General features: G+C 38.6%; 21 protein-coding genes. 10 read left to right on the forward strand and 11 right to left on the reverse strand.

Annotated elements, in window-relative coordinates; genetic code table 11:
- Positions 1-2: 2 nt before the first annotated feature.
- The 4 genes from IWC72_RS06485 to IWC72_RS06500 form a co-directional block, all read right to left on the reverse strand.
- Complete coding sequence (locus IWC72_RS06485) at positions 3-632, reverse strand: hypothetical protein (protein ID WP_194529226.1); 630 nt, start codon at positions 630-632, stop codon at positions 3-5.
- Between the two features lie 2 nt (positions 633-634).
- Positions 635-925, reverse strand: a complete 291-nt coding sequence (locus tag IWC72_RS06490) for a helix-turn-helix domain-containing protein (protein ID WP_194529227.1) — start codon at positions 923-925, stop codon at positions 635-637.
- A gap of 77 nt (positions 926-1,002) precedes the next feature.
- Positions 1,003-1,779: a hypothetical protein gene (locus tag IWC72_RS06495; protein WP_194529228.1), complete on the reverse strand. Its 777-nt coding sequence runs from the start codon at positions 1,777-1,779 to the stop codon at positions 1,003-1,005.
- A 32-nt stretch (positions 1,780-1,811) separates the two neighbouring features.
- A complete protein-coding gene (locus tag IWC72_RS06500; RefSeq protein ID WP_194529229.1) occupies positions 1,812-3,110 on the reverse strand; it encodes a tyrosine-type recombinase/integrase in 1,299 nt (432 codons plus the stop codon).
- A gap of 330 nt (positions 3,111-3,440) precedes the next feature.
- Here IWC72_RS06500 and IWC72_RS06505 point away from each other — a divergent pair, with 330 nt between their 5' ends.
- The 4 genes from IWC72_RS06505 to IWC72_RS06520 all read left to right on the forward strand — a co-directional run bounded on the left by IWC72_RS06505 (position 3,441) and on the right by IWC72_RS06520 (position 8,444).
- The gene (locus IWC72_RS06505; protein WP_194525374.1) at positions 3,441-4,073 is read left to right on the forward strand and encodes a DUF1801 domain-containing protein; all 633 of its coding nucleotides are present in this window, start codon (positions 3,441-3,443) and stop codon (positions 4,071-4,073) included.
- Between the two features lie 11 nt (positions 4,074-4,084).
- On the forward strand, positions 4,085-4,642 hold the full coding sequence (locus tag IWC72_RS06510; protein ID WP_194529230.1) for a helix-turn-helix domain-containing protein: 558 nt from the start codon (positions 4,085-4,087) through the stop codon (positions 4,640-4,642).
- Positions 4,643-4,712: 70 nt separating this feature from the next.
- Positions 4,713-7,217, forward strand: a complete 2,505-nt coding sequence (locus IWC72_RS06515) for a heavy metal translocating P-type ATPase (RefSeq protein ID WP_194529231.1) — start codon at positions 4,713-4,715, stop codon at positions 7,215-7,217.
- A gap of 204 nt (positions 7,218-7,421) precedes the next feature.
- A complete protein-coding gene (locus IWC72_RS06520; protein WP_194529232.1) occupies positions 7,422-8,444 on the forward strand; it encodes a LacI family DNA-binding transcriptional regulator in 1,023 nt (340 codons plus the stop codon).
- 51 nt (positions 8,445-8,495) lie between these two features.
- On the opposite strand, the gene IWC72_RS06525 is transcribed toward IWC72_RS06520, so the two are convergent.
- The 5 genes from IWC72_RS06525 to IWC72_RS06545 form a co-directional block, all read right to left on the reverse strand.
- Entirely contained in the window at positions 8,496-10,379 is a 1,884-nt protein-coding gene (locus IWC72_RS06525; RefSeq protein ID WP_226979511.1) for a DUF5060 domain-containing protein, read from the reverse strand.
- Positions 10,380-10,451: 72 nt separating this feature from the next.
- Entirely contained in the window at positions 10,452-11,558 is a 1,107-nt protein-coding gene (locus tag IWC72_RS06530; RefSeq protein WP_226979512.1) for a hypothetical protein, read from the reverse strand.
- 41 nt (positions 11,559-11,599) lie between these two features.
- Positions 11,600-12,274 (reverse strand): hypothetical protein, encoded by a 675-nt coding sequence (locus IWC72_RS06535; RefSeq protein WP_194529233.1) that lies wholly within the window; start codon positions 12,272-12,274, stop codon positions 11,600-11,602.
- A gap of 16 nt (positions 12,275-12,290) precedes the next feature.
- Complete coding sequence (locus IWC72_RS06540) at positions 12,291-14,045, reverse strand: RagB/SusD family nutrient uptake outer membrane protein (protein WP_194529234.1); 1,755 nt, start codon at positions 14,043-14,045, stop codon at positions 12,291-12,293.
- Between the two features lie 17 nt (positions 14,046-14,062).
- Positions 14,063-17,209, reverse strand: coding sequence for a SusC/RagA family TonB-linked outer membrane protein (locus IWC72_RS06545; protein WP_194529235.1), 3,147 nt, complete (start codon positions 17,207-17,209; stop codon positions 14,063-14,065).
- Between the two features lie 611 nt (positions 17,210-17,820).
- Here IWC72_RS06545 and IWC72_RS06550 point away from each other — a divergent pair.
- The 6 genes from IWC72_RS06550 (at position 17,821) to IWC72_RS06575 (ending at position 24,459) form a co-directional block, all read left to right on the forward strand.
- The gene (locus IWC72_RS06550; RefSeq protein WP_194525381.1) at positions 17,821-18,900 is read left to right on the forward strand and encodes an isocitrate/isopropylmalate dehydrogenase family protein; all 1,080 of its coding nucleotides are present in this window, start codon (positions 17,821-17,823) and stop codon (positions 18,898-18,900) included.
- A 5-nt stretch (positions 18,901-18,905) separates the two neighbouring features.
- Positions 18,906-19,544: a cyclase family protein gene (locus tag IWC72_RS06555; protein WP_194525382.1), complete on the forward strand. Its 639-nt coding sequence runs from the start codon at positions 18,906-18,908 to the stop codon at positions 19,542-19,544.
- A gap of 6 nt (positions 19,545-19,550) precedes the next feature.
- On the forward strand, positions 19,551-20,936 hold the full coding sequence (locus IWC72_RS06560) for a four-carbon acid sugar kinase family protein (RefSeq protein ID WP_194529236.1): 1,386 nt from the start codon (positions 19,551-19,553) through the stop codon (positions 20,934-20,936).
- Positions 20,937-20,942: 6 nt separating this feature from the next.
- On the forward strand, positions 20,943-22,211 hold the full coding sequence (locus IWC72_RS06565; RefSeq protein ID WP_194529237.1) for an MFS transporter: 1,269 nt from the start codon (positions 20,943-20,945) through the stop codon (positions 22,209-22,211).
- A gap of 9 nt (positions 22,212-22,220) precedes the next feature.
- A complete protein-coding gene (locus IWC72_RS06570; RefSeq protein ID WP_194529238.1) occupies positions 22,221-23,246 on the forward strand; it encodes a Gfo/Idh/MocA family protein in 1,026 nt (341 codons plus the stop codon).
- 211 nt (positions 23,247-23,457) lie between these two features.
- A complete protein-coding gene (locus IWC72_RS06575) occupies positions 23,458-24,459 on the forward strand; it encodes an LLM class flavin-dependent oxidoreductase (RefSeq protein ID WP_194529239.1) in 1,002 nt (333 codons plus the stop codon).
- Positions 24,460-24,493: 34 nt separating this feature from the next.
- Here IWC72_RS06575 and IWC72_RS06580 read toward each other — a convergent pair whose 3' ends face one another.
- Both IWC72_RS06580 and IWC72_RS06585 read right to left on the reverse strand, forming a co-directional pair.
- Positions 24,494-25,081 (reverse strand): precorrin-2 dehydrogenase/sirohydrochlorin ferrochelatase family protein, encoded by a 588-nt coding sequence (locus IWC72_RS06580; protein ID WP_194529240.1) that lies wholly within the window; start codon positions 25,079-25,081, stop codon positions 24,494-24,496.
- On the reverse strand, positions 25,068-26,927 hold the full coding sequence (locus IWC72_RS06585) for a sensor histidine kinase (RefSeq protein WP_194525386.1): 1,860 nt from the start codon (positions 26,925-26,927) through the stop codon (positions 25,068-25,070). The genes IWC72_RS06580 and IWC72_RS06585 overlap by 14 nt, the downstream gene beginning before the upstream one ends.
- Between the last annotated feature and the right edge of the window lie 7 nt (positions 26,928-26,934).

Genomic DNA, 26,934 nt, shown 5'->3' on the forward strand with positions numbered 1-26,934 from the left:
AGTTAACGATTAGTTGATAGTTTATAGTCCTTGTTTTGGATTGCCCTTTCGTTTTTCTTCCATTTTTCTATTCGCACCGAGACATCGAAATAAGTTTCACCATTAACTCGCATAGTTTTCCCTGTTTTATTGGTTTCGCTCCAATAATTGAAAAAACTTTTTAAAATTATTTTTGAATGATTTGAGTGAGAAAAAACCGCTCTTCTAAACTCTTCTTTTGATTTATATATTTCTTTATTTTCTTTAGTTGTTGTTATTGGATTGTTTCCAGAATGTTTTTTGTGCGTTTCTAAGGTTAAAGACTGTTTGTTAATTTCAGATGTAGAGTTCTGTGTATTGTCATATTCTACTATCGTTATAAGTGAAAATCTGTTTGTTGGTTGGTATGTGATATAACCACTAGTAGACAATTTTTTTAGAGCAGTACGAACCTGTTGAATTGTTATGTTCAATTGTGCAGCAAGGTGTTTGTAGGATGTAATTAGCTGCCCTCTTTTTACTACGTTGCCCTGCCAACATTTATCAGTATAGTTAGCTTTTACGAGTAAGTGAATGTAGAGTCTAGATACGGTTGGGTGGGTATACCATTCCCAATCAAGAATTTCTCGAGGTAGTTTTATAAAACCTATCATAACTATTCTTGTTTGATAAGTTTTGCAAAAATGTCACTCTTCTTGTAGTATACCCTATTACCCAATCTATAAGATGGGAGGATACCATTTTTCCTCCAGTTCCATAACGCTTGTTTGGAGCATTTAAGAAACTTTAAAGTTTCGTCAACTGTGAACAGTTCTTCGAAATCATCGGTTGGCCTTTCTTGAGTTTTACTTAAGAGAGGTGTTATTGCTTTTACCAGTCCAGAAATAATATCTGTCGTTTGTGTCTCGGGAACGATTTGATAGAATTTGTTCTGATTAGAATGCATAGTAGCTTGTATTAAATTTGTTTTGAACAAAACTACTATGCAATGAGTTCTCTATGGGTACCAGAGGGTACCGGTACCTAACTGGTCAGTCCCGAGTGAGGTATGTTAAAACCTTGATTGTCAAAGTTTTCTTTTACTGGGATGTGTTTGTTGTCATCGGGATTTAAATACCTTCTTAAAGTCTCAACGGAAGAAGGTTTATCAAATGAGAACATTTTTAAAATAGTTCGTGAAAGTTCGGAATAGTTGATTTCATCATTTGAATTTAGTGGAGCTTCTATATAGCCTTGTTGAATCAACTCATTTACTACAATACCGATATGAGAGGGTTTTCCGCACCATTTAATTGGAGTGAATTTAAGAGGCTCGTTTTGTATACTAAAGGTCTTCAGCCAATCGAAAATTATAAGTTTTCGTTTTGTTAGTCCCTCTGATAGTTTCTTGAAACCTGTTATATGATAAAATGTGCTGAATTCATATTGGTCATTCTTAAAAGTACCTTCTATATCGACAAAACCATCTTCTAGCTTGCGTTGACTAGGATAGCCTCCATTTAGATTTATTGAGGAGTTGGCAATAATGTTATCTACGGCTGGAAGGACCTTTAATTCTATAATTTGGATTAACTTATTATTTCTTTGGGAGTTTTCGTAGTGAAAGTCTAAATATTCTGATACTTGTAATATGTCAATGTCAAACAATAGTTTTTTAAGAAAGATTCTAAGGTAAATATCTTCCTCTAACCTTGGTAGGTAATAGTCGTAATTATTCAATTGGTATTCGGGTAAAGGCTCTCCATTTTCTATTCTGCTTTTGTAATAAGTTTCGTCAATTGAAAATACATTCTGATACATATGAAATAGGGTTTGTTGTATTAATTAATTTATTATTGAAAGAAGGCCGAATCGGCTATTTTAACAGCTCTTTCTTGTGAAGAGACCTTAATATACTTGTAGAATTCTTTTTCGGTTGTATGGCCACTAACGGCCATAATATCTATAACAGGCATTTTTGAGAGGTACGCATTAGTGCAAAAAGACCTTCTGGCTGTATGTGTACCTATTAGCTTATGTTTTTTTATTGGTTCTGTGATTTTTTTTCCTCCAATAGTTTTTGTGACGTATACGTCTTCTTTAATTTTAACTGACTGAGCAATTTCTTTGATATATTTATTTATTAATTGTTCTGGCATTTTACTGGGCATTTTACCTTTATACCGCTTTTTGAATATAGCTTTAAGTTTTGGGTGTATTGGAATGTATACGGTTTTTGAGGTCTTCTTTTGTATAATTTCGAAAACATCTCTCCCTTCAAAATTTCTAATGTTGTTTACACTCAAACCATTGTAATCAGATACTCTTTGGCCAGTATAATAACCTATCAAAAATATATCTCTAGCTCTTTCGTGAAGGGGTTTGTCGGATAGGTCTTTCCTTTCTAATTTATCAATTTCTTGAGCGGTAAGATAAATAGAAGTAGTATTCTCGGAAACCCTTCTAAACTCACGATGTTGATAAGCTAAGTTAGTATTTACACCCTCTTCTGTTGCCCTGTTCAAAATTGCTATGAGATTTTTTAAATGCTTGCCAATGGTGTTTAGAGAAAGCCCTGTGTTTTCTAGATAGTGTATAAACGAGTAGTAAAACTCAAGGTTGATACTGTCAAAATCTAAGTTGGGATTGTGTGATTTACTGTACGCCTTCAGCTTCTTAATTGTTTGCTTATAGGCTCTTAGGGTTATTTTACTTAGAGGGATTGTTTTGGTCTTGTCTATATGTCTCTGTTTATCATCTGTAAACCCATCAACGTAAGAAAAGAAATTCACCTTGTTGTCTTCTAAATCATTTTCAATTCTGTTTTTAAGATTGGCATAAATCTGTTTAAGAAAAGTCCGATCAATATTTTTGCCTTGATTATGGTAGAAGGAAACTCTTTTTAAAAATAAGCTCTCTATATCTCTCAGCCGTGCATTTACTTCTTCTCTGTTTGCAATTGTAGAAATCGCTCTGATTCTTTGATTTTTAGAGTCCCAATTTTTTGGGTGAACCTTAAAGCCTGTAGCGCATCTTAATCTCTTACCTCTACCAAAACTAAAGTTAAATATTATGGGACAAGCCCTATCAGATTTTGGGTCTTTTAGAATGAAACGAACAGTGCCTGTCGTAGAATTAATATACTTATCCATATTTTGTAAAATGGTAAAAAGTGACAACATAAGGGACAACATATCCTTTATTTGTTGATAATTCAAAAGTACACATTTTATCCTTAAATCCTAATTGTGCAATATAAACGGTGGTTTACGAGTGTTTTGAGTAATTTTAAGTAACATGTATTCAAGATATAAATGGTTCAGGTGGGACCACATAAAACCTCTCAGAACAATCGTTCTTGAGAGGTTTTTTCTTTTTTAGTTACTTCCTAAAACCGAATAGTGTTATCTTTTATGATTAATTACTATGTATAGCAGCACTATTAATTGCTACCGCTAAGAATTTAATATTTTTCCTTGATAATGAACCCAAAAGTAGATGAGTTTCTAAATGGTCTGGACCAATGGCAAGAAGAACTATCCGGACTGCGCGAGTTAATTCTGGATTGTCAATTGGTGGAGGAATTCAAATGGATGCATCCATGTTACACCTATAAAGGTAAAAACATTGTACTTATTCATGGCTTCAAGAACTATTGCGCGCTCCTTTTCAATAAGGGGGCGTTACTGCAGAATGTTGAGCAAATTTTGATTCAGCAAACCAGGAACACACAGGCTGCAAGACAAATTAGGTTTACGAACCTTACCCAAATAGAAGAGCAAAAAGCCATCATCAAACAATATATTCTTGAGGCGATAGAAGTTGAAAAACTAGGACTCAAAGTCAAAACGAAAATGGTTTCAGAATATGAAACTCCTGTTGAGTTAGAACAGAAATTCAAAGAGAACCTCGAGTTTAAAGAAGCTTTTAAAAACCTGAGCCCGGGAAGGCAAAAAGGCTATTTACTATATTTTTCAAAGGCAAAGCAATCTGCTACACGAATATCTAGAATTGAAAAAAGCACGGAACGGATATTAGGCGAATTTGGTCTGAATGATTGTACTTGCGGTCGTTCCAAACGAATGCCCAATTGTGATGGGTCGCATAATAAATAGAAAATTAAACAATGAGTGAAACATTCTACATAAAGAACATGGTCTGTAACCGTTGTATCGCTTCGGTTTTGGATATTTTTGCCAAGGAAAACTACACGGTGGAATCCATAGAATTAGGCAAAGTAAACGCCGTTGCAGATGATAAAAGTAGCAAGGCCAATTTGGCCAATGATTTGAAGGAAACAGGATTTGAGCTTATCGATAACGAAACTGAAACACTTGTTGAGCAGATAAAAGTAAAATTGATAAGTAAAATAGAATCCGGGGAAATGGAACACCTCTTTCAATCGTTAGCGGAAGAATTTGGCAAGACCGAAACAGCTTTGAGCAAGTTGTTCAGCAAATCTGAGGGCGTAACCTTAGAAAAATACACCATCAACCTAAAAATTGAAAAAGTAAAAGAATACATTCAGTTGGGACAGCTTAATTTCTCCGAAATAGCCTATACCCTAAACTATAAAACCAGTAGCCACTTGGCACGGCAGTTCAAAAATTCCACCGGAATGTCCATGAGCGCATACAAAAACCTAGAAAGCTGGAATAGAAAGACCTTGGACCAAATTGTATAAATAAGAATCGTAATTGTGTAAACGATTTGTATTGCCTCTTAGTAATTTTACACTCTAAAATTATGAGGAAATGACACATACCTATCATATACACGGAATGACATGCAACGGATGTCGCGGCCATGTAGAACAAATACTATCAAAGGTAGCGGGCGTGACCAATGCTTCTGTAAATTTAGAAAAAGCAGAAGCCGTCATTGAGATGGAATCTCATATTACTTTAGATACTTTTCAACAGGCGCTAAAAGATGATGGCGGTTCATACAGTATTCATAATCTAGGGGAAGGTCCACGCCATGAGGCAGCTGAAAAACCCAAACCGCAGGGCAAGGGTACCGGCACTTTCTATTGCCCCATGCATTGTGAAGGTGATAAGACCTATGATGAAGCAGGTGATTGTCCTGTTTGTGGAATGGATTTAGTGGAAGAGCAAAATTTAAATGCGACATCTTCCGAGAAATGGACATGCCCCATGCACCCAGAAGTTATCCGTGATGAACCGGGAAGTTGCCCTATTTGCGGTATGGATTTGGTACCTATGGAACCCGACCTTTCCGCAGAAGAGAAAACGTATAAAAAGCTCATAAACAAATTCTGGCTGGCACTTGGCTTTACGCTACCCATCTTTATCATTGCTATGAGCGAGATGATTCCGAACAATCCGCTATATGCTCTTATGGAACAAAAATGGTGGAACTGGATACAGTTGGGACTTTCTATTCCCGTTGTGTTCTATGCCACGTGGATGTTTTTTGAACGCGCCTACCGAAGTGTAAAAACATGGAACCTGAATATGTTTACCCTTATCGGCATTGGTGCCGGGGTGGCGTGGCTTTTTAGTGTATTCGGAATGTTGTTTCCAGACTTTTTTCCACCACAGTTCAAAACGGAAACAGATGCGGTGCACGTCTATTTTGAGGCAGCAACGGTCATACTTACTTTAGTGTTGATGGGCCAAGTGTTGGAGGCGCGGGCACATAGCAAAACCAATTCCGCCGTAAAAGAATTGTTGAAGTTAGCACCCAATAAAGCGGTACGCGTTGTTGACGGAAAAGAGGAAGAAGTTGCTATAGACCAAATCCAAAAAGGCGATGTGCTTCGTGTAAAACCAGGAGAGAAAATCCCGGTAGATGGTTTTATTGTTGAGGGAACGACCACAGTAGATGAATCTATGATTTCTGGGGAACCGCTTCCCGTAAATAAGGCGGAGAAAGATGAGGTCAGCAGCGGTACCATAAATGGCAACCAATCCTTTTTAATGAAGGCGGAAAAAGTGGGGAGTGAGACGCTGTTATCTCAAATTGTTCATATGGTTAACGATGCTAGCCGAAGCCGCGCTCCCATACAGAAATTGGCAGATACGGTGTCCAGTTATTTTGTACCTGCTGTGGTGCTTATTTCTATAATTACATTTTTGGTATGGGCCATTTGGGGTCCTGAACCTGCGTATGTATATGCTTTGGTGAACGCAATTGCAGTTTTGATAATCGCCTGCCCTTGTGCTCTAGGTTTGGCAACGCCAATGTCCGTTATGGTGGGTGTGGGCAAAGGAGCTCAGAATGGGGTATTGGTCAAAAATGCCGAAGCTTTGGAAAAAATGTACAAAGTAGATATGTTGATTGTTGATAAAACGGGAACGATTACCGAAGGAAAACCCACCGTGGAAGCCATTGGCACGTTTAAAGGCGAATATTCCGAAAAAGAAATATTGCAGTTAATAGCTTCTTTGAACAGTTCCAGTGAACACCCTCTTGCGGAAGCTACCGTAACATACGGGAAAGAACAAGGCGTAGAAATCTTGAAGACCGATAGTTTTAATGCCGTAACCGGAAAAGGGGTAGAAGGTAAAATAGAAGGGAAGAAAGTTGCTTTGGGCAATTTAAAAATGATGGAGCATGCAAAGGCCTCTTTAGGAGCAAACCTGAAGCATGAAGCCAACGAGCAACAGAAAAAAGGCAAAACGGTATCGTATTTATCCGTAGGTGAGCAGGTGGTGGGTTATGTTGTTATTGGCGATAAAATCAAAGGAACAAGTGCTCAAGCAATTCAGGTTCTTCAGGAGAAGGGTATAGCTGTGGTAATGCTAACAGGAGATAATCATGATACCGCCAAAGCAGTTGCCAAAGAACTTAAGCTTGCGGATTTTAAAGCAGGAATGCTTCCTGAGGACAAGTTAAACGAGGTAAAAAGGTTGCAAGAACAAGGTAAGGTAGTCGCTATGGCAGGTGATGGAATAAACGATGCCCCAGCGTTGGCAAAAAGCGATGTGGGTATTGCTATGGGAACCGGAACCGATGTGGCTATAGAAAGTGCGATGATAACTTTGGTAAAAGGCGATTTGCACGGCATTGTAAAAGCAAGAAATTTAAGTGAGGCCGTAATGAAGAGCATCAGGCAAAACCTGTTTTTTGCCTTAATCTATAACACCGTTGGTATTCCTATTGCCGCAGGAGTTTTGTTTCCTGTATTCGGTCTTTTATTATCACCAATGATTGCTGCTCTTGCCATGAGTTTTAGTTCCGTTTCTGTAATTGCGAATGCATTGAGGCTAAGAACAGTAAAAATAGATAGTTGATAATGGTCGTGGTTTAAAGTTGCGTCTAGATAAATCCCATAGAATTGTTTTAAAGAAGAGAGCGCTTACATGCAAATGATATAAAATTGTCTGTAAGGGCTCTCTTTTATGCCAAATAAATATTGATTTGCAGCAACAGAATTTGCCCTATAAGCCATAAGGAAGTATATTTAAGTTATATTTGTCGCACTCATTTCTAGTGATTTGGATAAAAAACAAACGACCTTAAAGGATATTGCCGCGAAACTTAATGTTTCTATTTCTACCGTTTCTAGAGCATTACAGGGCAATACCCGCATCAGCGCACAAACCCGGGAAAAAGTTCTTGAACTGGCGCAAGAGTACAATTATTTTCAGACCAAGCATATCAACCCCTTTTCTAAAAAGAAGATACAAGCGGTAGGGGTTATTGTACCGAGTATAAAGTATCACCTCTATGCCATGGCCATTTCAGGTATTGAGGAAGTCCTGGAAAAACACCAGATGCAGATAATCATCTGTCAATCGAACGAGTCGTACGAGCGAGAAAAAATATTGGTCAAAGAATTGATGGATATAGGAGTGTCCGGACTCATAGTTTCTCTGGCAAGCGAAACCAAAGAGTTCGACCATTTTCTGGAAGCTAAAAAAAGAAAAATACCATTGGTGTTTTTTAACCGCCTTTGCGATGAGGTCGAATCGGACAAGGTAATCATCGATAATTTTAAAGCGGCCTACGATGCAACCCAACATTTAATATCAGTAGGGTGTAAACGCATTGCCTATATTGGAGGACCAGAAATGCTACAGATAAGCTCTACCCGTCTTTTGGGTTATAAAAAGGCTTTGATAGATGCTGATATTCCTGTGGATGAAAAGTTTATTGAAACTACAGATTTCACACGAGAAGGAAATTTAAGTACTGCTAGAAAATTGTTGTACTCTCCAGAACATGCAGACGGAGTACTGGCATTTAGTGATCAAGTAGCAATAGGGGTAATGCTCGCCGCAAAAGAGCGAGGTTTGAAAATGGCCGAAGATATTGCAATTATAGGCTTCAATAACGAACCTATAGACGAGCTTTTAGAACCCTCTCTTACCAGTATAGATCAGCCCAGTTATGAAATGGGTGTAGAATCCGCAAACCTAATTCTAGATAGAATCGAAAACTACGAAAAGGAAGATTCACGTAAGGTCTTAAAATCAGAATTGGTGATTCGTAATTCTACGAATAAGAATAAATTGTAGAAAACAAATCACCAATACCCACAGAGTAGGAGTTTTAAAACTTAACTACAATTAGTTCTTTTTTTGAACTAGCACTACCCAGTCCTTTTTTTGATCTTTTGGAGGGTTGCCCAAAGCAACAGTGCCTTTAGCTTCTACTGATGTAACGGATCCATCTAACAAATCACCACCGTTTCTTGGGTCATACCATTTTACAGAAAATGTGTCGCCGGAATCACCTAAATTTAACGAGGTTGTTTCTTTTCCTGGGTGGAGATAGATTACGTATACCTCATCGGCTTTTGAAAAACAGAAAGAATCAGAATCGATGGTTAGGTCATCTGAGGGCTCCATTTCCCAGAAAGGGATGTGGTTCTCAAAAAAGAGTTTAGCGTGAAGGTTTTGGTTCCAAAACAGGTCTCTACTTCTATAATCCTGACAAGTAAGGTCCGAATGTGGACTTGCATAACCAAAATACCATTCAACACCGTAGCCTCCAGCCAATAAGGTTCCCCAGAGTGCATTCCCGCGGGCATCATTATGCTCTTTGTCTTCTGCATCTGGCAAAAGCGCAATTTTTGCTTTGCCCGGCTCATCTACGGCAATAGCCCATTTTTTACCTGCTTCGTCCGCATTTTTCATCCACTTTAGAACTCTTGGGTGTACATCTTTAAAGTCTTCTTCACTTAGTTGTAGTGAGGCTCCGGTAAGCGTAGATTGGTCACCTACCAATTCTGCATAACGATAATCTTGATCAGGAAATGTGTGCAATACCCTGTGTGTATTGTAAGGGTCTAACTTTGCCACATAATCCGTTACTTCCCTAACATTTTCTATGGGTTGGTTGTTTTCTTCGCCAATATTCCAGTTCATAGCCAAATGATGCCCAAAACGGGCAATAAGTTCGCGATAATATAATTTGCCCTCAACACCAAAGACCCCGTTGTCCATTAAATGATCGGTCTCGGTTTCGTGGGTCTTAAAATGTAAGAACATTCCTTTTCTTTCGCCATAGTCAAAAATTCGCTCCCATTGTTCTAGTTTGGAAACATCCAAACGGGTTTTATGAAACATGGTCTGCCATGCATTTTTGTTTTTCTTGTCATTGGCATATTGAGTGTATTCTTCTTCAGATGTCTTTAAGCGATACGGGAAAACATTACGGTCATCTCCATCAACATTAAATGTTAGAAAAGAAAATACATTTAGGCCTTCAGAAGCTAGATAGTTTATGGCACCAAGTAAGTTTTTGCCTTTTTCACCTTGCCATAACAGGTCTTTAGCGTCCTCATTAAAATCTTTCCGGTGTGGTTCCCACGTTTTAAGTAAATCTAGGGCATTGGTGGTGGCATCAAAATCACTGAAGGCTAAAATATTTTCTGGAGCGTCTACCCCAACTTTTATAAAGTATTTGCCCGTTTCTTTGAATTTAAGGTAATGTTCGCCCACATATTCTAACTTGCCCCTTGCTCTGTTATCAATACCTGATTTGTCTGATTCGGCCACGGTAAAATTACCGGTTGTTCCATCTATATATTCTGCGCTGGTGGCATTATTAACAGCATCTGCAACGGCAATATTGGTTCCCTTTTTAAAGGAAGTCTTAAAATTCCAATTTCCAGTAGCGTTTGGAGCAAAACGGACTATCCACTTATTTCCTTTTTCTGCCCCTGTTTCTGCGGCATTACCATCTGCGGCATAGAAACCGGGTACTACAAAGGTCTGATCATTATTAGTAAATGTAACGTCTAGTCGGTAGTCCACAAAAGGATTTACCTCATTCATTTCATCAGTAGAGGGGCCGTTGAAAACTAATTCTATTTTGTGCCACTTTTTGAGTTCCCCCTGAATAGTATATTCCGGTTCGGATTGGCAACCGGAAACCAAAGTTGTGAAAAAAAAGACTGTACTGAGTAAAAAGGATGTTTTTATAAAAGGATAGTTCATGTTTTCCATTTTAATTATTTTTCAAATAGCTTGTAGAAGTAGAATTTTGATATAAAACTGAAAGAATATCACCTATGTTGTTTAGTGAAACCCTCCTGTGATTTCCTCTAGTTTATTAAAGAATGCTTTTTTTCGAGGTGAGCTTATCTCCCAATTGACAGGTACGGATTGGTAACCATCATTGAAGTTTTCATCCTTCATTCTAAAATCAAAATAACCCCAAGAGGCAAATGCTTTTACTGCTTCAACAAAATTGTTGGATGGTTTGTCAAAATCAAAATGGTCATCTTCATTAAAAACTATAGGCATAGGGCGATAAGAGGGTAGAGCCCTTACTTGGGCAACCATTTCTGTAATACGGTTTGGGTTACTTACTCCATTTCCATGTATCAATACATAATCAGAAACTTCAACAACTTTATCTGGTGGTAAGGTATTTCCGTTGAAACTAGTGGAGACCAATAGGGATGGGGCTATTTTTTTTACTCTTGAAATTAGCTCATGTATACGGTGTTGACCTATAATTTTGTGTTGATAGGCTCCATTATTACTTTCGTTGGCTACTTCTAAAATAATATTGGTGTAACCTTTTTTAGAAATCCATGCTACCACATTATCTACTGCTGCAATAACAGCCTTTTCATCTTTTAGACGTTCGTCCTGACCGAAATAGAATATACTTAAATTGACCACCATGCCTAATTCGTCAGCCCTTTCAATAATCCGAGCCATTCTTTTTGCAAATGCCGGGCGTAGAGAGCCGTTGGAGTCAAAGGCATTGTTTTCCCAAGGTTGAACTTTTGAATAACCTTCAGGACTACCGCCTTGAAAATTAATATTGAAAGCCAACAAACCTTTATCGTACCAACCATCCATGGCTGCGATGAATTCATCTGTGTTTCGATCAGCATCCCAAGTGTTAGTGTCGGGATATTTCCAGCGGTCTACGGTTTCAGGATTTAAATCGTCAAACACCCCTTGCACCATTCTGGAATTCATGAGAAGTCCTTCTATACTGTGACCTTGCCAAGTACGCCCTTTGTATGTAGGCTCACCATTTATAAAAAACTTATCTTTTTCAATAGTAACTACTGTTTTTCTTTCTTTTTTCTCAGGAGGAGGCTCGTTACCAAAAGAAATAGAATAACCGAATAAAAGAAGTAAGGAGGCAATAATGTACTTTTTCATAAATATTGTTTTATTATTGAATTGTTCTGGGCAAAGTATTATTAATTGGTTGTAACGATTGCTTGGTTGCTATAATTCATTACTGATGCGCCTTGAGCTTGAGCGCCTATTCTAAGATAGTATTCTACTCCAGATTCTAAACCGTCAATGACTACATTTCCAGAAAGTTCTGAAAGTTCTACTGTTTTTGTGAAATAGACGTTGGTTCTGGATCCAGTTGCTGCCGTAGGATGCTTTACTGTACTACAATAAATTTCCATTTTGCTTACAGAATTCCCTTGATTTGGGGAAATTACATATTCTACAGAGATGGTCTGTCCTGCTGTGTTGGCAGAAGAAATTTTTGGAGTAATTAACGGTACTACGGTAAAAGATTTTTCAATCATTTCCTGCGTACTAAAGTCAACGGAAACAGTATCGGAAGCGACTATAGGCCCTTCCAACCAAACTTTGTGAGCCTTAGGGTACATTTTTAAATTTTGGTAAGCCCCTTCTCCATCAACCCGTATCTGTGTGGGCTGTTCATCACCTTCGCCCAAAAGATAAACTACAAGGTTGTTACTGTTTAAATCACCAAACAATGCCGTGCCATCATTATCGCTAATCATGCCCGAAATAGTTCCGTTAAATCCAAAATCCGTTACCTCGTCTTCGCAGCTAAAAGTAACTGTAGCTATGAATGTCAATAAAATCAATTTTATATTGGTCGTTTTCATCTTTTCCATTTTTTGATTAGTATAATGGGTTTTGTTCCAACAACGGATTGTTGTTTAGCATCTCGTTCGTTATGGGAAGGTAATAATGTTCTTGTCTAAAAACACGGTTAAAAGTTTCCGCCAATAAAGGAAGAAAATAGTACTGATTGGAGTCGTAATGCCATATGATTTTAAGCCCATTAAATTGGTTGTTCAATACGTCATCTGCAATGCGCCATCTTCTCAAATCCCAGAAGCGCTTATTTTCAAAAGCAAATTCTGCCATCCATTCGGTCTGTATTTTTTCTATGTTTATGGTGCTCTCGTCAACAAGACTAATGCCTGCTCTTTCTCTGGTGGCATTTAGTGCTGTAACTGCTTGCGCTGTATTACCGAGTTGAAATTCTGCTTCGGCCTTGGTGAGATATACTTCGGCCAATCTCATAATTGTCCAATCTACTTGGCTTTGACTAGCCGGTACGGGTAAGTTGGGTTCATCACACCATTTGCGCACTAAGAAACCTGAGTTGGTAGTTTTGTCATCACCAACTACTAATCTAGAATCAACACCTACTTGCTTTACCCCTTCATAACTTAGACTAGGATTGTTTACAATATTGGATGGGTCTGGGGTATTTCCGGTATCAATACCTTCGTAAGTTTGAATTTGATCATCTACAAAGAATGAACCCTGAAAGAGAACAGTTGCATTTAAGCGAGGGTCTTTGTCTTTAAATAGGTCCCATCCATCTGTATATAGATTGTCTTCGTTAAAAAATTGAGTGTAATCAGTGGTAGAGCCGTCCACATTTTCATATTTTAAAATAAAGTCTAGAGTTGGATTACATCTGGCTCCTTGCCCACTGGCAAATCGTGGAGGTGCTTTCCAATGATCCCAATCATGTCTTACCTCAACACCATTAAATTCTTTGGCAAACATTATTTCGCTATTGCCTTCTTCTAAAAATATGTATTGGTAGTTCTGAGCTTTGTCCTCCTTGCCGGAATAGAGCTCATACGGACCAGTAGTTAATACCGTGTTTGCTGCTGTAGCTGCTTTTTGGAAAAAATCATCTGCTCTATTTTCTGGCACACCAACAATTCCATTAAGTTGTACGGAACCATATTTTGCAATAGAAGCTGCCCAAAGGTTCGCTCTCGCTTGAAAGGCCAATGTTGCCCACTTATTTATGCGTGCTGTTGGTGTTTGACTTTCACTATTTTCAAGTAACGTAATCGCTCTTGTGAGTTCAGTATCTATAAAATCATAAACTTCAACTTCGGTATTTCTTTCTTTTAGTTCTTCATTTATTTCTCCGAAAGGATCAATTACTTCGGTTACTATGGGAACACCACCATACCGTTTTGCCATTTCGAAATATGCAACTGCACGCATAGTTGTGACTTCTCCTTCTAATTGAGCTTTAACTTCTTCTGCAATAGGTGCTTCAGTTACATTTTCAAGAAAAGTGTTGCAGTCTCTGATGTACTCATAATCCCAATATTCAAGATCGTTGGGCACATTTCCTTTAGACATTGTTCCTTGAGTAATTGGGTTGCTGTTTCCACTGCTGCCCGTACCTTCATCAGAGTATTCAAAATAATCTTCAAAGGCAAAAGAAGGGAATCTATCATAAAGATCGATAACGTATCCCTGCATGAGAGACTCACTCTGCCAAACTTCCTCGTCTGAGATCTTATCGAGAGGCTTACGGTCAAGAACATCATTGTCGCAACTATAGATTCCTGCTATAATGGCAATAATTCCTATTATAAATATCTTATTTTTCATTGTTCGTTTTTTTAGAATTAAAAATCCAGAATCAATCCAAGACTATATGTTGATGTAGAGGGATAGTTTAGAGCGGCATTATTACCACCATTACTATTTTGAAGTTCTGGGTCATAAAAATCTAGAGAAGAAAAAGTAAGAACATTGTATCCAGAATAGTAAACTTTAAGATTGTCTATTCCGTAACGATTCACTACTTTTTTGGGGAGGTTGTACCCCAGTTCAATTGATTTTAAACGAATGTAATTTCCGCTTTTGTACCAAAAACTAGAGTTGGCATTCGTGTTATGGGTCTGATATCCTGGCCAGTAAAATCTTGGGAATGTGGGGTGAGAATCTACATTTGCTGGCATTCCCCATTCGTTTTGAGGAACATAGGATTCATTGTACATTTCAGAAAATGGAGCATTGCCTCCTCTAAAGGGTTCACTTAAATCACCGCTAGCGCCATAATGTATATCATAAAGCCCAGCACCTTGCCAGAGCATGCTAAAGTCTATTCCTTTCCATGAAATGGAATTATTGATACCGAATATTATATCGGGAGAAGTACCTCTGCCAATTATAACATTGTCTTGCGAATTGATCACACCATCTCCGTTGTAATCTATTAGTTTAATGTCTCCTACGTTTACGGTAGCATTATTTCTACCATCAATTACGGCCCAATCATCTATTTCTTCTTGGGACGTGAAGACTCCGTCAGACTGGTAGCCCCAGCTAGTGTCCGACCATTGTCCTATTTTATTGTTACGCCTAAAATCTTCTTCGGAAGCATATTCGGGTTGATCTATATACTCAATTTTCTCACGTGAATAAGAAATGTTGCCGCCTAAACTAAATCGTACCTCGCCAATGTTGGTGGCATACTGTAAAGACATTTCTATACCTCGGTTACTGTATTCTTCTATGTTTTCTTTGGGCAATGTAGCGCCTACAATATCGGGGAGTGAAACCTGTCTGTTTCCTAGAACGTCACTACGTTTACGATAGAAGGCGTCTATTGCACCAGAGAATTTGTTATTAAAAAGACCGTAATCTAGGCCAATATTAGTTGTGGTCATTTTTTCCCAAGTAATGTTGTAGTTAGGAACATTATCGGCATTAATACCAGATTTAATCACGCCGTCTACCATTACTTGCGCAGGTTGAATGGAGTAAGTAGATAGGTATTGATAATCTCCAGTATTATCATACCCTAACTTACCCCATGATGCACGAAGTTTAAGGCTATTGATAAAAGGCAACTTCTCTTTAACAAAGTTTTCTTGAGAAATACGCCAACCTGCAGAAACAGAAGGGAAGGTTCCCCAGCGTGTGTCTTCTGGAAACTTAGGAGAACCATCTCTACGAATATTAAACCCAAACAGATATTTTTCTTTAAAACTATAATCTAGGCTAAATATCTGTCCAATACGACCATCTTGCCATCCACTGCCGTTGTTGGACTTATCTAAATCTGGGCCTGCAAAAAGATAATCTAAGTCAAATTCATAACGGATACGTTGCGCATCTATATAGTCTCCTTCACTACTTAAATGCTCATAAACTCCAAGAGCGTTAATGCGGTGGTCTCCCAGCTCTTTGTTCCAACTTAACATGTACTGTTGGTTTATGTTTTTGGACACTTGGCTCTTTTCGTATAACCAGTTGTAATTGTTAAAGTTTCTGTGGTTGTGATATACGATATTGCCTTCAGCATCGTAGTCGAACCAATATGCTGGCGCTATATTTTCTTTTCTTTTATCTCTTCTTGAAACACGGTTATAATTAAAATTGGCCCTGGCTGTGAAATTGTATGGAAGTTTATAAGATAGATTTAATTTTGTGTCAGCTGTTAATTGATTCCATTTAAGATAACCAACGTCACTTATTTTAGTAGCGGATACAGGATTTAAATCATCATTACCCATGGCTGGGAATTTTGTGGGGTCAGGGTATTCACCAGGGTACTGAGGCCGTGAACGATAGAGCAGCATCATAACTCCTAGGTGACCATTTCTGTTTGCCATATCCCAACTGGGACCTACATAATCGTTTTCTAAAAGGGATATATTAATCCCAAGGTCTAATTTATCTGTTAGTTTTATGTCAAGGTTAGATCTAAGGTTGTATTTTTTGTTTTCTAAATCATCGGAACGGTATATACCCTGTTGGGAATAGTATCCTCCAGAAACGAAATATTTGATTTTTTCGGTTCCTCCTCTAACGTTTATGTTATGCTGTGTTTGTGGTGCTGCTTCGCGCAAGGTTAAATCCCACCAGTCTGTATTAGGGTATTCTGGGTCATTTCCTGCTTTGAACTTACTAATATCATCGTTGCTCCATAATGGGTCTAGTCCGGCATTCTGACGTGCAACATTTTCAAATTGGGCATTTTCCCAAGAAGAGACTGCATGTGGTAACATTGTTAATTTTTGCCATCCAAAACTGGCGGTATAACTAAACTTGGCATCTTGTACTTTACCACGCTTGGTGGTTACGAGAATAACACCATTACCTGCTCTTGCCCCATATACCGCTGCGGTTGCGGCATCTTTAAGAACGTTGAATTCTTCAATATCGTTTGGGTCTAGAAGTAGAAACTCTTCATTAGATGCAGGCATCCCGTCAATGATAAGCAAAGCCTCACCAAAACCCCTAATGTTATAAGAAAGACCATCGTAATCTCCTGGCTGGGCATTTTTAGTTTGTACAAATACACCAGTTGCTCTACCAGCTATAGATTGGGCTATTGTGGGGGTTGGAACCGTTGTTAGTTCTTTGGTTTTTATTGTTGAAATAGAACCTGTCACATCAACTTTTTTCTGAGATCCATAACCAGTAACTATAACTTCGTCAAGATTCTCAAGATTCTCAACAAGAGTTATACTAAGAGATTTTTGGGCTCCAACAGTAACTTCTTGTGGCTCAAAACCTATATATGATATTTCTAAAATATCGGAGTTTGGTTGGAGGTTGAGCGAAAATTTACCGTCAAAATCGGTAACTACCCCATTAGTTGTTCCTTTCTGTATAACGTTGGCTCCGGGTAGAGGAAAGCCATCGGATGAAAATACAGTACCGGTAATCTGATTGTTTTGTGCAAATGCGCTAACTCCCAGAAAGAGTACTATGGCACATATCGCTGGCGAAATAATAGTTTTAAAAGAGGTGGTTCTCATAGTGTAGAGATGTTGTTAAGTAAGTAGAAGTGACCCTATAATTGATGAATTATAGTTAGGAGAACATCTTTTTTCAATTTTAATACTCTAAAAGATGGTGGCTCATTAAAACAAAGTAATTGTGCAAATAATTGTTCATTTCATAATTATATATATTTAATTATCATAAATAGTTAATTATAATAGCAATACTATAAAATATTTCTTTATATAGCAAGAAATTGACAAATATTTGAGTGCAATTAATTGCGCAAATTATCAAGGTTGCTGTTGGTTGATAGATTGGAACTAGTTTGTCTATAAAATGAATTGAGTGTTTCTCTATTTGGAAAATGGAAAGCTAGTGTTTGATTTGTTTTTTCTTTTAATCTTTAATTTTGGTTGTATATATGTTGCTTCTTTACAGGTGGCGACTTTTGTTTTGCTATATGGTTCCAGTACAGAATTAATACAAATATTTGCACAATAATTATGCTTAAATGATGTTTTATATAGGTAATTATAATAATATTTGTATATATTTGTTTGATATTTAGTATAATTATCAATTAATTGAAACTTTTGCGCAAATATTGCGCAATTGAAGTTATAATTACAATCAGAAAAATAAAATGGGAAAAACGTACAAAATCGCTGTTGTTAACGGCGACGGAATTGGGGCTGAAATAGTTCCTGCCGGAGTTTCCGTGCTAGATGCGGTAGCAGAAAAATTCGGATTTAAATTAGATAAACAGGAGTTTCCTTTTGGAGCAGGTTATTTTAAGGAGCATGGCAAGTTTATGTCAGACGATGCTCTTGAAACTTTAAAGGAATTTGATGCTATATATTTCGGCGCCGTAGGCTTAACGGATGTTGATGATACCCTTCCGGCAAGAGATTATACATTTCGTGTAAGGACCTCTTTTCAACAGTATGTAAATTACCGCCCCGTGAAGTTATTTCCGGGAGTTGAAAGTCCGTTGCGCTACAAAACGGAAAAGGATATTGACTTTGTTGTAGTGCGCGAAAACAATGAAGGCGAATTTGTTCAGAGTGGAAAAATCATGCACGGCGACAAACCGGGCGGAATGGCAATGGATACCAGTATTTTCACTAGATTCGGTATTGAACGTATTGCACATTATTCTTTTAAATTGGCACGTAAACGTAATAATAAGGTTACCAATGTAACCAAGTCCAACACACTTATCAATAGCCTTGCCTATTGGGACAGTGTAATTGCGGAGGTGGCACAAGAATACCCAGATGTTGAATACAATAAAATGTATATTGACAATGCATCGGCGAGTTTTGTTTTGCGTCCAGAGATTTTTGATGTTATTTTGACTACCAACCTTTTTGGAGATATCCTTTCTGATTTAGGAGGCGCCGTTATGGGTAGCTTGGGTCTCGGTGGAAGTGGAAATATCAATCCGGAAAAGGATTTTCCTTCTATGTTCGAGCCTATTCACGGTTCTGCTCCCGATATTGCAGGTCAGAATATAGCCAATCCTATCGGCCAGATTTGGTCTGCAGCCATAATGTTAGATCATTTGGGAGAAACCGAAGCGGCAAAAGATATTATGGCGGGTATAGAAGCTACAACGGCAAAAGGAAATTTAACAAAAGACCTTCGCGGTACGGCATCAACGTCTGAGGTGGCCGCGAGCGTAGTGGAGTATATTAATGCTACAAAATTGTCAAGCATATAATCAGAATGATAGATAAAAAAATCATTGACCTTACTTTGCCCATTCAATCCGGGGATAAAGGCGTGACCATTGATAAGGCCAAAACCTTGGCAGAAGACGGGTGGAATGCCACCACTTTACACTTGTATTCGCATAGTGGTACCCATATGGACGCTCCGTTGCATTTTGAGGTCAATGATCAAACGATAGATAAAATTCCGGTTGATCGGTTTGTTTCTGAGGCTTGGGTAGTAAACCTTTTGGGCATTCAGCCTAAGGAATCCATTACCGTAGCGCATTTGGGAGCGGTGGCAGAAAAGCTCGTAAATGGTCAAAGCATTCTCTTGCATACAGGATGGAGTAAAAAAGTAGGAACCGAAGAATATCGTGACGCCCTCCCTAGAATCAGCCCTGAATTGGCGCATTGGTTGGGAGAAAAAAAGGTGAATATTCTGGGTGTTGAACCCCCTTCCGTGGCGGATGTCAATAATATTCAAGAAGTGACCGAGGTGCATACCATTTTAATGAAAAACGATATAATTATTGTTGAGGGTTTAACAAATCTAGAGGCAATTTCACAGTCTAAAATCACCCTTGTGGCCCTTCCGTTGAAGGTAAAAAATGGTGACGGGGCACCTGCCCGTATAATTGCCATACAAAACTAATTCGCAATGTCTCACCAAACACTTTTAGAATCGATTAAAGATGGGGAGGGCTTGCGCGGCCATGAGTCTGAGGTACGTGCTGAGCTAGCAAAAAACCCAAAATCGATCGTTGTTTTAGATGATGACCCAACAGGAACACAAACGGTGTACGATGTTCCGGTGATTACAGAATGGACGGAGGATATATTGGAAAGAGAACTTTTGGTCAGTCCTGTTTTTTTTATACTCACCAATTCTAGAAGTTTACAAGTTGATGAAGCCGATGCACTTGGGGAACTACTGGGAAGCAGATTACAGAAATTGGCGGAGAAGCATCAAAAGAAACTAATTATTATCAGCCGAAGCGATTCCACACTCAGAGGGCATTATCCTAATGAGGTCGATGCGCTGGAAAAAGGAATAGGCCTTAGGCATTCAAAGCAATTATTGGTTCCTGCTTTTTTTGAAGGTGGTCGCTATACGTATGATGATATTCATTATGTAAAAGAAGGGAACGATTTTATCCCTGCAGCGGAAACTCCTTTTGCAAAAGACAATACATTCGGTTATACGTCATCCAATTTAAAAAACTGGATAGTAGAAAAATCAGAAGGAAAAATAGACCGAAATACTATCGATAGTATTTCGGTGAAAGAATTGCGAAGTATATCGTCCGAAGAAATAAAGACAAGAATTGAATGGCCAAATACCACACACTTGGTGATAAATGCCACGTCCTATGCAGATTTGCAGGTGATGGCACTTGCTGCTTTACAATGCAACGCCCCCTTACTTTTTAGAACGGCAGCCTCATTTGTAAATGCCATTTCTGGTATTGACATAAAACCTTGCTTGACGAAAGATGAAATTTTAATAGATCCATCTTCAAATGGTGCGTTAATCGTGGTGGGTTCCTATGTGCCTAAGACTACAGCTCAACTGGCTTACATTAAAGAATATGGCGATGCCAAATTTCTAGAGTTAGATGTAACCAATATTTTTAATATTGACCTTTTCTGTAAAGAATTGGTGCTGTTGGTTGATAAGATAAATTTTAATATTAAGTCCGGTCGGGACGTAGTTGTTTTTACTAGTAGAAAAGTAGTAAAAGGAGCCACAAAACAAGAAAGCCTGGAAATTGTAAATCGGGTTTCCAACGCTCTTATCTCCATTGTAAAAAAGATAAGGTTTAGACCCAAATATATTCTGGCAAAGGGAGGGATCACATCAAGTGATGTAGCTACAAAAGGTCTCAATGTACGTCGTGCAAATGTTCTTGGGCAAGTGCTTAAAGGTGTGCCTGTATGGCAATTGGACCAGGAGTCAAAATTTCCTGATATGCCTTACATCGTGTTTCCAGGGAACGTGGGAGATGATAAGGCGTTGTATGAATTAATCACGGTATTGAAATAAAAAAATATGAAGACTCAGGGCTATTTTCCAAAGCGGTATTTTATGGTTTTAGGCACATTTTTATTGGCCTTACTGCTTTATGTAGACCGTGTTTGTATCTCAGTGGCAAAAGACCCAATTTCTGATATGCTCAGTTTGAGCGATAAACAGATGGGTTGGGTGCTAGCAGCATTTTCCTTGGGATACGCCCTTTTCCAAACTCCGGCAGGCATGCTGTCAGATGCTTTGGGACCGCGAAAAGTGCTTTCGGCCATCGTGGCCATTTGGTCCGTTTTTACGGCTTTAACAGGTGCAGCTTTCAATTTTATATCGCTTTTGGTGGTGCGGTTTCTTTTTGGAGCGGGAGAAGCGGGTGCTTTTCCTGGAATGTCAAGAGCAATTTATACCTGGATTCCTTTACAGGAAAGGGGCCTCGTTACTGGCATTAATTTTTCTGGTTCTCGATTGGGAGCGGCATTTGCGCTTCCTGCGGTAGCATGGTTGATCGATAGCTTCGGATGGAGGGCTTCTTTTGTTATTCTCGGGGTTGTGGGTGTAGTTTGGGCCGCCGCTTGGTTTCTGTTTTTTAGGGATACTCCGGAGGAGCATTCTGGCGTTTCCGAACATGAAAAAGAGTTTATTTTATCTACAAGACAACAGCAAGATGCCAGTGTAAAGGCCGAAAAAATAAATATGGGCGACCTGCTAAAATCAAAAAATATATGGTTGGCCATGGGGCAGTATTTCTGCAGCAATTTTACTTTTTTCTTTGCCTTGACCTGGCTGTTCCCGCATGTGAAAAGCGAGTACGGGCTCAATACTATGGAAGCCGGTTTTTATACCGCGATTCCATTAATTTTTGGTGCTTTTGGTAACTGGACCTCCGGTGCGATGAGCGATCGCATATATAAATTAGGAAACTGGGATAGGTCTCGTATCCTCCCGGCATCAATAGGATTTTTTCTTGCTGCACTCGGACTAGTAGGAAGTATTTATATGGATTCCGTGGAAGGTGCAATCCTATGCTTGAGCCTTGCGATTTTTGGTGCCGACATGACCTTGCCATCCTCATGGGCCTTTTGTGTTGATATTGGAAAAGAACATTCAGGCGCCGTATCGGGAACGATGAACATGGCCGGAAATATTGGTGCTTTTTTGACCGCTTTGGCATTTCCGTATCTACAATCTTGGACGGAATCTACAACTCCATTTTTTGTGGTGGGCGCATTATTGAATACTATTGCAATTGTAATGTGGTACAACATGAAACCCCAAAGGCATTTTAGCACGTATTAATCAGGAAGTATGGCACAATTAAAAGGCGTTTGTATAGGAGCGGGTTACTTTGGTCAGTTTCATTTTGAGGCATGGCAAAGAATAGATGAGGTAGAAATTGTAGGGGTTTGTGATGCCGTCAAAGAACGCGCGGAAGAAATTGTAAAAACTTACGGGTTTAAAAAGGCCTATGCCAATGTTGAAGAAATGTTCCGCCTAGAAAAGCCGGACTTTGTAGATATCATTACACCTCCTGAAAGCCATTTGGAACTCTGTAAATTGGCAGTGGCACATAATATTGATATTATTTGTCAAAAACCTTTGGCGCCCACATTAGAAGAAGCTCGCAAGATAGAATCCCTTATTGCTGCATCTAACGTTAGGATGATGGTGCACGAAAATTTCCGGTTTCAACCTTGGCACCGTGAACTTAAAAAATTACTGGAAACTAATGTAATAGGCGATAAACTACACACCATAAACCTGCGTATGCGTATGGGCGATGGTTGGCAAACGGACGCTTATATGAACCGTCAACCTTATTTTAGGGAAATGGAGCGCTTACTCATTTATGAAACGGGAATTCATTTTATTGATGTGTTCCGGTATTTGGCAGGGGAAATTACCGAAGTCTATGCAAAACTGAGAACGCTGAATAGTAACATAAAGGGCGAAGATTTTGCTTGGGTGCATTTTGATTTTGAAAATGGGGGATTAGGGTTTTTAGATGCCAATAGGTACAATGAAAATACTTCCGAAGATCCAAGGTTAACTTTTGGTGCCGTGCTTATTGAAGGTGATAAAGGCAGCTTGAGACTTTACGATGATGGAAAGATTACGATTCAGCTTCTTGGGGAGAATGAAAAGGAGCATGAATATAGCTTTAATAATCAGAATTTTTCGGGGGATTGTGTTTTTGCCACACAACACCATTTTGTATTGAATCTCATTTCTGAAACTCCTTTTGAAACGGATGTTTCTAACTATATTCCCAACATTTTGGTGCTGGAAAAAATCTACGAATCCAGTAAGAATGGAGTCCCGGTAAAAATCTAGTTTATATCGCTTTTCGTCTTCATTATTATTGATGGATTCATGTAAACACCTGCCGTATTTTCACTGTAAGAAAACCACCTTTAGAACGACTAATATTTCCCTTTAAATCTAAAATTTCTTTAGTGTGCTGAACTACATAGATTTAGCTCATTGGCATGAGGGTTTTAGGTTTTAAAGGTGATTTATTCTTTAATTTTGAAGATAAGAAGACATGAAAGAAATGAAAACACCATATTCCATATTAGAATTAGCAACCGTCGGTGCAGGTTTTAAGCCAAAAGAAGTTTTTGACAATAGTCTAGAATTGGCACAAAAGGCTGAAGAGTTTGGTTACAACCGCTTTTGGTTGGCAGAACATCATAATATGTTAAGTATTGCCAGTTCGGCAACCTCTGTGCTTATGGGGCATATTGCCGGTGGAACACAAAAAATACGAGTGGGTTCTGGTGGAATTATGTTGCCCAATCATTCGTCTTTGCTCATTGCAGAGCAGTTTGGTACTTTGGCATCCTTATACCCCAATAGAATAGATTTAGGGTTAGGGAGAGCACCTGGAACAGATCAAACCACTGCAAATGCCATTCGTCCGGATAGAATGCAGGCGGTATACCGTTTTCCTGAAGAACTACACAATATTCAAAAATACTTTTCAAAAGAGAATCAGCATGCAAAAGTTAGGGTGCCAATAGCCGAAGGTGTTGATGTGCCTATGTATATTTTAGGCTCTAGTACGGACAGCGCACATTTGGCGGCAAAAGAAGGTTTACCTTATGTGTTCGCAAGTCATTTTGCACCCGCTCATCTTATGGAGGCGCTGAATATTTACTATAATAGTTTTCAGCCTTCTAAATATCTAAAAGAGCCTTATACTATGGCGGGCATAAATGTAATTGCTGCCGAAACCGATGCAGAGGCCGAGACCATTTCAACTTCTATGTTACGCTTAATATTAGGTGTATTGACCGGTAAGATTGATTATATGCAGCCACCGGTAAAGATGACAGCTGAGCTTAAACAAATTTCTGCAGACCCTGCCTTTCAGCGAATGTTGAAATATGCTTTTGTAGGGAATAAGGCTACCGTTAAACAGCAAACAGAGGAATTTATTAAGCAGACAGGTGTAAACGAAGTAATAGCAGTATCACATATTTACAATCAAGAGGATAGAATCAACTCATTCCGACTGTTTTCTGAGGTGATGAACGAAATGTAAAAGTTATTGAAGATTAGGTTGTGTAAATAGTGGCCTAATCTTCGTCTTTTTTGTTGACCAGACCTTTTGTGAATTCGTTCAAGGTTTCCACTTTTTCCTCAAAATCTCCTTTAATGGTTTTTCTGAATTCATTAAGGTTTTGCACTAAATCATCTATATTTTCAGGAATAACATCTTCAAAAAACTGACGTAAACGCTTTGCGGTTGTTGGGGATTTTCCGTTTGTGGAAATAGCCACTTTTACATTTCCCTTGGTAACGATTCCGCCCATATAAAAATCGCAAAAAGGAGGGTTGTCCGCTACATTAACTAGAATACTCTGCGCTCTACAATCATGATAAACTTGTTCGTTAACCTCAACCTTGTCCGTTGTGGCTACCACCATGTGTTTTCCTTTCAGAAAAGCTTCGTTATAATTGCTAACACGCATCTTAATTCCAAACTTATTGGCTAGGGTAACGGTTTCTTCCCTGAACATAGGTGATACCATTTCAACCTGTGCACTGGGGCTTGACTTTAGTAAAAAGGTCAATTTTTCTAAAGCCACGTTTCCACCGCCTACGATTAAAATATTTAGATTCGATACTTTAAGAAATACCGGGTACAGTTCATTCCGCTCCATGTTCTTCTGCTTGTTTTTCTGTTTTATAATTGATGGTGACACGTGTTCCTTCATTAGGAATGGAATTTATAAACAACCTTCCGTTTATATAATCTATACGCTCTTTCATAAAAAAGAGGCCCATTCCGCCTTCGCTGTTGTTCTTTGGTACTTTTCCTAATATAGAGTCATCAAAACCTTTGCCATCGTCATCAATAACTATACTTAAAATTTCGTCCTGAAATCTAATGGTTACCAAAATATAATTTGCTTCGGCATATTTAATAGCGTTGTTCACCGCTTCCTGCACCACACGATACATATTGGTTTCTGCTAGGGAATCAAACCGTAGGTGTTCATCGGTTTTATTGTCGAATAATACGGTTTTTCCTGTCAGTTTTGAGAGCTCTGCCGTCATTTTTTGAAGCGCAGGAAAAATACCGTGATCACTAAGCTCCGGCGGAGTTAAATTGAAAGTAGCTGTGCGCACGCCCTTAATTAAATCTGATGTTAGCGATTTTAGATAGGCTATTTTTTCTACCGTTTTTTCTTGGTTTTCAGGGTCAATAGACTCAATATTAAATTTTAGTGCGGTCAACATTTGACCAATACCGTCATGAATGTCTTTGGCAATACGTTTGCGTTCCTCTTCTTGCCCTTCTACAATTTGGCTGGCTTGTACCTTTTTTTGAAGCATGCGGGCTTCAAAATTCTGTTGGGTAAGCTGTTCAACTTTAATGCTGTTCTCTTTACGTTCCGTTACGTCCGAGCATAGAATAAGAATACTTTGTTGTCTGCTTGATTGATGCATGGGTACGATAGACATATCCAGCCAAAAATGCTCTCCTTTTGTGGTCGTAATCTTAATTTCTTCGGTGCGGATTATATTTTTTCTATTGCTTTTCAGCACTTCTCTAAGGTATTCCTGTTGGCCCGAGTCGGCTGTAAGAATTTCTGCTAAGGGCTTGTTGAGTTGATTTTCAGTAATTCCTAATAAATCAAGAAATTTTTTGCTAATAAAAACAACGCTTCCATCTTTTCGTGCACTTGCAAATAGTGAGGCATTGTCTATGACAAAATTAAGCTCTTGTAATTCCTGTAGGGACTTTTCTTTTTCTGAATATAGTTGTTGAACCTCTTTGGCACGAGCTTCAGAGTTTACTTGGTTTTGCATTAAATTTCCTATGGTCTTGCGGATTTGCAGGGAAAGAGGGCGGAAGACAAAGAATATTTCCAATAGTAAAATTAAGAGAGAAAAGCCTAGCAGTAGAAGTTCTTTTCGTTTTAACCCCTGTAGTTTTTCATTACTATTCTCATCGTAGGCATTAACAATAGTATCCATTAATGTCAGAAAGGAACGTTCATTTTTTAATAAAACGGAAACATCGGTCGTGAGGTTTTCTAAGGGTTGAGGCGTGGGGTCAGAAACAAGCTCAATGATATTTTGAGCAGCTTTTTCCATGGCTGAATAATGGGGTTCGATCTCATGGAAATAAGAAAGAATCTTAGCATCTTCTTCAACGGGAAGGTTCAGCTCTGAACTTCCTGACTGGAGCCCTGCATGAGAAGCCTTCCAGACAGAAAGTGTTTTCTTAATTTCTAAGGCGATTAAGCGTTTTTTTTCCTTAGAGATAGGACTCTCTTGAAGGAGTAATGCCTCTTTTACCAATTTCTGACTGTAGGCGCGTTGGCGTCCGGCCACATTAATAACACGAGAATCGCTCAGTTGCGAATTTAGGTGCAATTGAATTAGAATCTGCGAAATGATAATTGTTATTGCAATACCCGCCAAAGCCCATAAGTACCACTTTCTGATACTCAGAAAAGTTTCGGAGTCAAGTGGTAATTGGGTTTTGTCTTTTGCCATGTTAGGT

The organism is Zobellia roscoffensis (assembly GCF_015330165.1).
GTDB classification, from domain to species: domain Bacteria; phylum Bacteroidota; class Bacteroidia; order Flavobacteriales; family Flavobacteriaceae; genus Zobellia; species Zobellia roscoffensis.

Excerpts from the sequence above, each read along its gene's own strand:
- IWC72_RS06500 (WP_194529229.1), bottom strand. The coding sequence starts at position 3,110 with ATGGATAAGTATATTAATTCTACGACAGGCACTGTTCGTTTCATTCTA.
- IWC72_RS06495 (WP_194529228.1), bottom strand. The coding sequence starts at position 1,779 with ATGTATCAGAATGTATTTTCAATTGACGAAACTTATTACAAAAGCAGA.
- IWC72_RS06525 (WP_226979511.1), bottom strand. The coding sequence starts at position 10,379 with ATGGAAAACATGAACTATCCTTTTATAAAAACATCCTTTTTACTCAGT.
- IWC72_RS06535 (WP_194529233.1), bottom strand. The coding sequence starts at position 12,274 with ATGAAAACGACCAATATAAAATTGATTTTATTGACATTCATAGCTACA.
- IWC72_RS06550 (WP_194525381.1), top strand. The coding sequence starts at position 17,821 with ATGGGAAAAACGTACAAAATCGCTGTTGTTAACGGCGACGGAATTGGG.
- IWC72_RS06575 (WP_194529239.1), top strand. The coding sequence starts at position 23,458 with ATGAAAGAAATGAAAACACCATATTCCATATTAGAATTAGCAACCGTC.
- IWC72_RS06560 (WP_194529236.1), top strand. The coding sequence starts at position 19,551 with ATGTCTCACCAAACACTTTTAGAATCGATTAAAGATGGGGAGGGCTTG.
- IWC72_RS06570 (WP_194529238.1), top strand. The coding sequence starts at position 22,221 with ATGGCACAATTAAAAGGCGTTTGTATAGGAGCGGGTTACTTTGGTCAG.
- IWC72_RS06485 (WP_194529226.1), bottom strand. The coding sequence starts at position 632 with ATGATAGGTTTTATAAAACTACCTCGAGAAATTCTTGATTGGGAATGG.
- IWC72_RS06565 (WP_194529237.1), top strand. The coding sequence starts at position 20,943 with ATGAAGACTCAGGGCTATTTTCCAAAGCGGTATTTTATGGTTTTAGGC.
- IWC72_RS06490 (WP_194529227.1), bottom strand. The coding sequence starts at position 925 with ATGCATTCTAATCAGAACAAATTCTATCAAATCGTTCCCGAGACACAA.
- IWC72_RS06515 (WP_194529231.1), top strand. The coding sequence starts at position 4,713 with ATGACACATACCTATCATATACACGGAATGACATGCAACGGATGTCGC.
- IWC72_RS06555 (WP_194525382.1), top strand. The coding sequence starts at position 18,906 with ATGATAGATAAAAAAATCATTGACCTTACTTTGCCCATTCAATCCGGG.
- IWC72_RS06510 (WP_194529230.1), top strand. The coding sequence starts at position 4,085 with ATGAGTGAAACATTCTACATAAAGAACATGGTCTGTAACCGTTGTATC.
- IWC72_RS06580 (WP_194529240.1), bottom strand. The coding sequence starts at position 25,081 with ATGGAGCGGAATGAACTGTACCCGGTATTTCTTAAAGTATCGAATCTA.
- IWC72_RS06505 (WP_194525374.1), top strand. The coding sequence starts at position 3,441 with ATGAACCCAAAAGTAGATGAGTTTCTAAATGGTCTGGACCAATGGCAA.
- IWC72_RS06540 (WP_194529234.1), bottom strand. The coding sequence starts at position 14,045 with ATGAAAAATAAGATATTTATAATAGGAATTATTGCCATTATAGCAGGA.
- IWC72_RS06545 (WP_194529235.1), bottom strand. The coding sequence starts at position 17,209 with ATGAGAACCACCTCTTTTAAAACTATTATTTCGCCAGCGATATGTGCC.
- IWC72_RS06530 (WP_226979512.1), bottom strand. The coding sequence starts at position 11,558 with ATGAAAAAGTACATTATTGCCTCCTTACTTCTTTTATTCGGTTATTCT.
- IWC72_RS06585 (WP_194525386.1), bottom strand. The coding sequence starts at position 26,927 with ATGGCAAAAGACAAAACCCAATTACCACTTGACTCCGAAACTTTTCTG.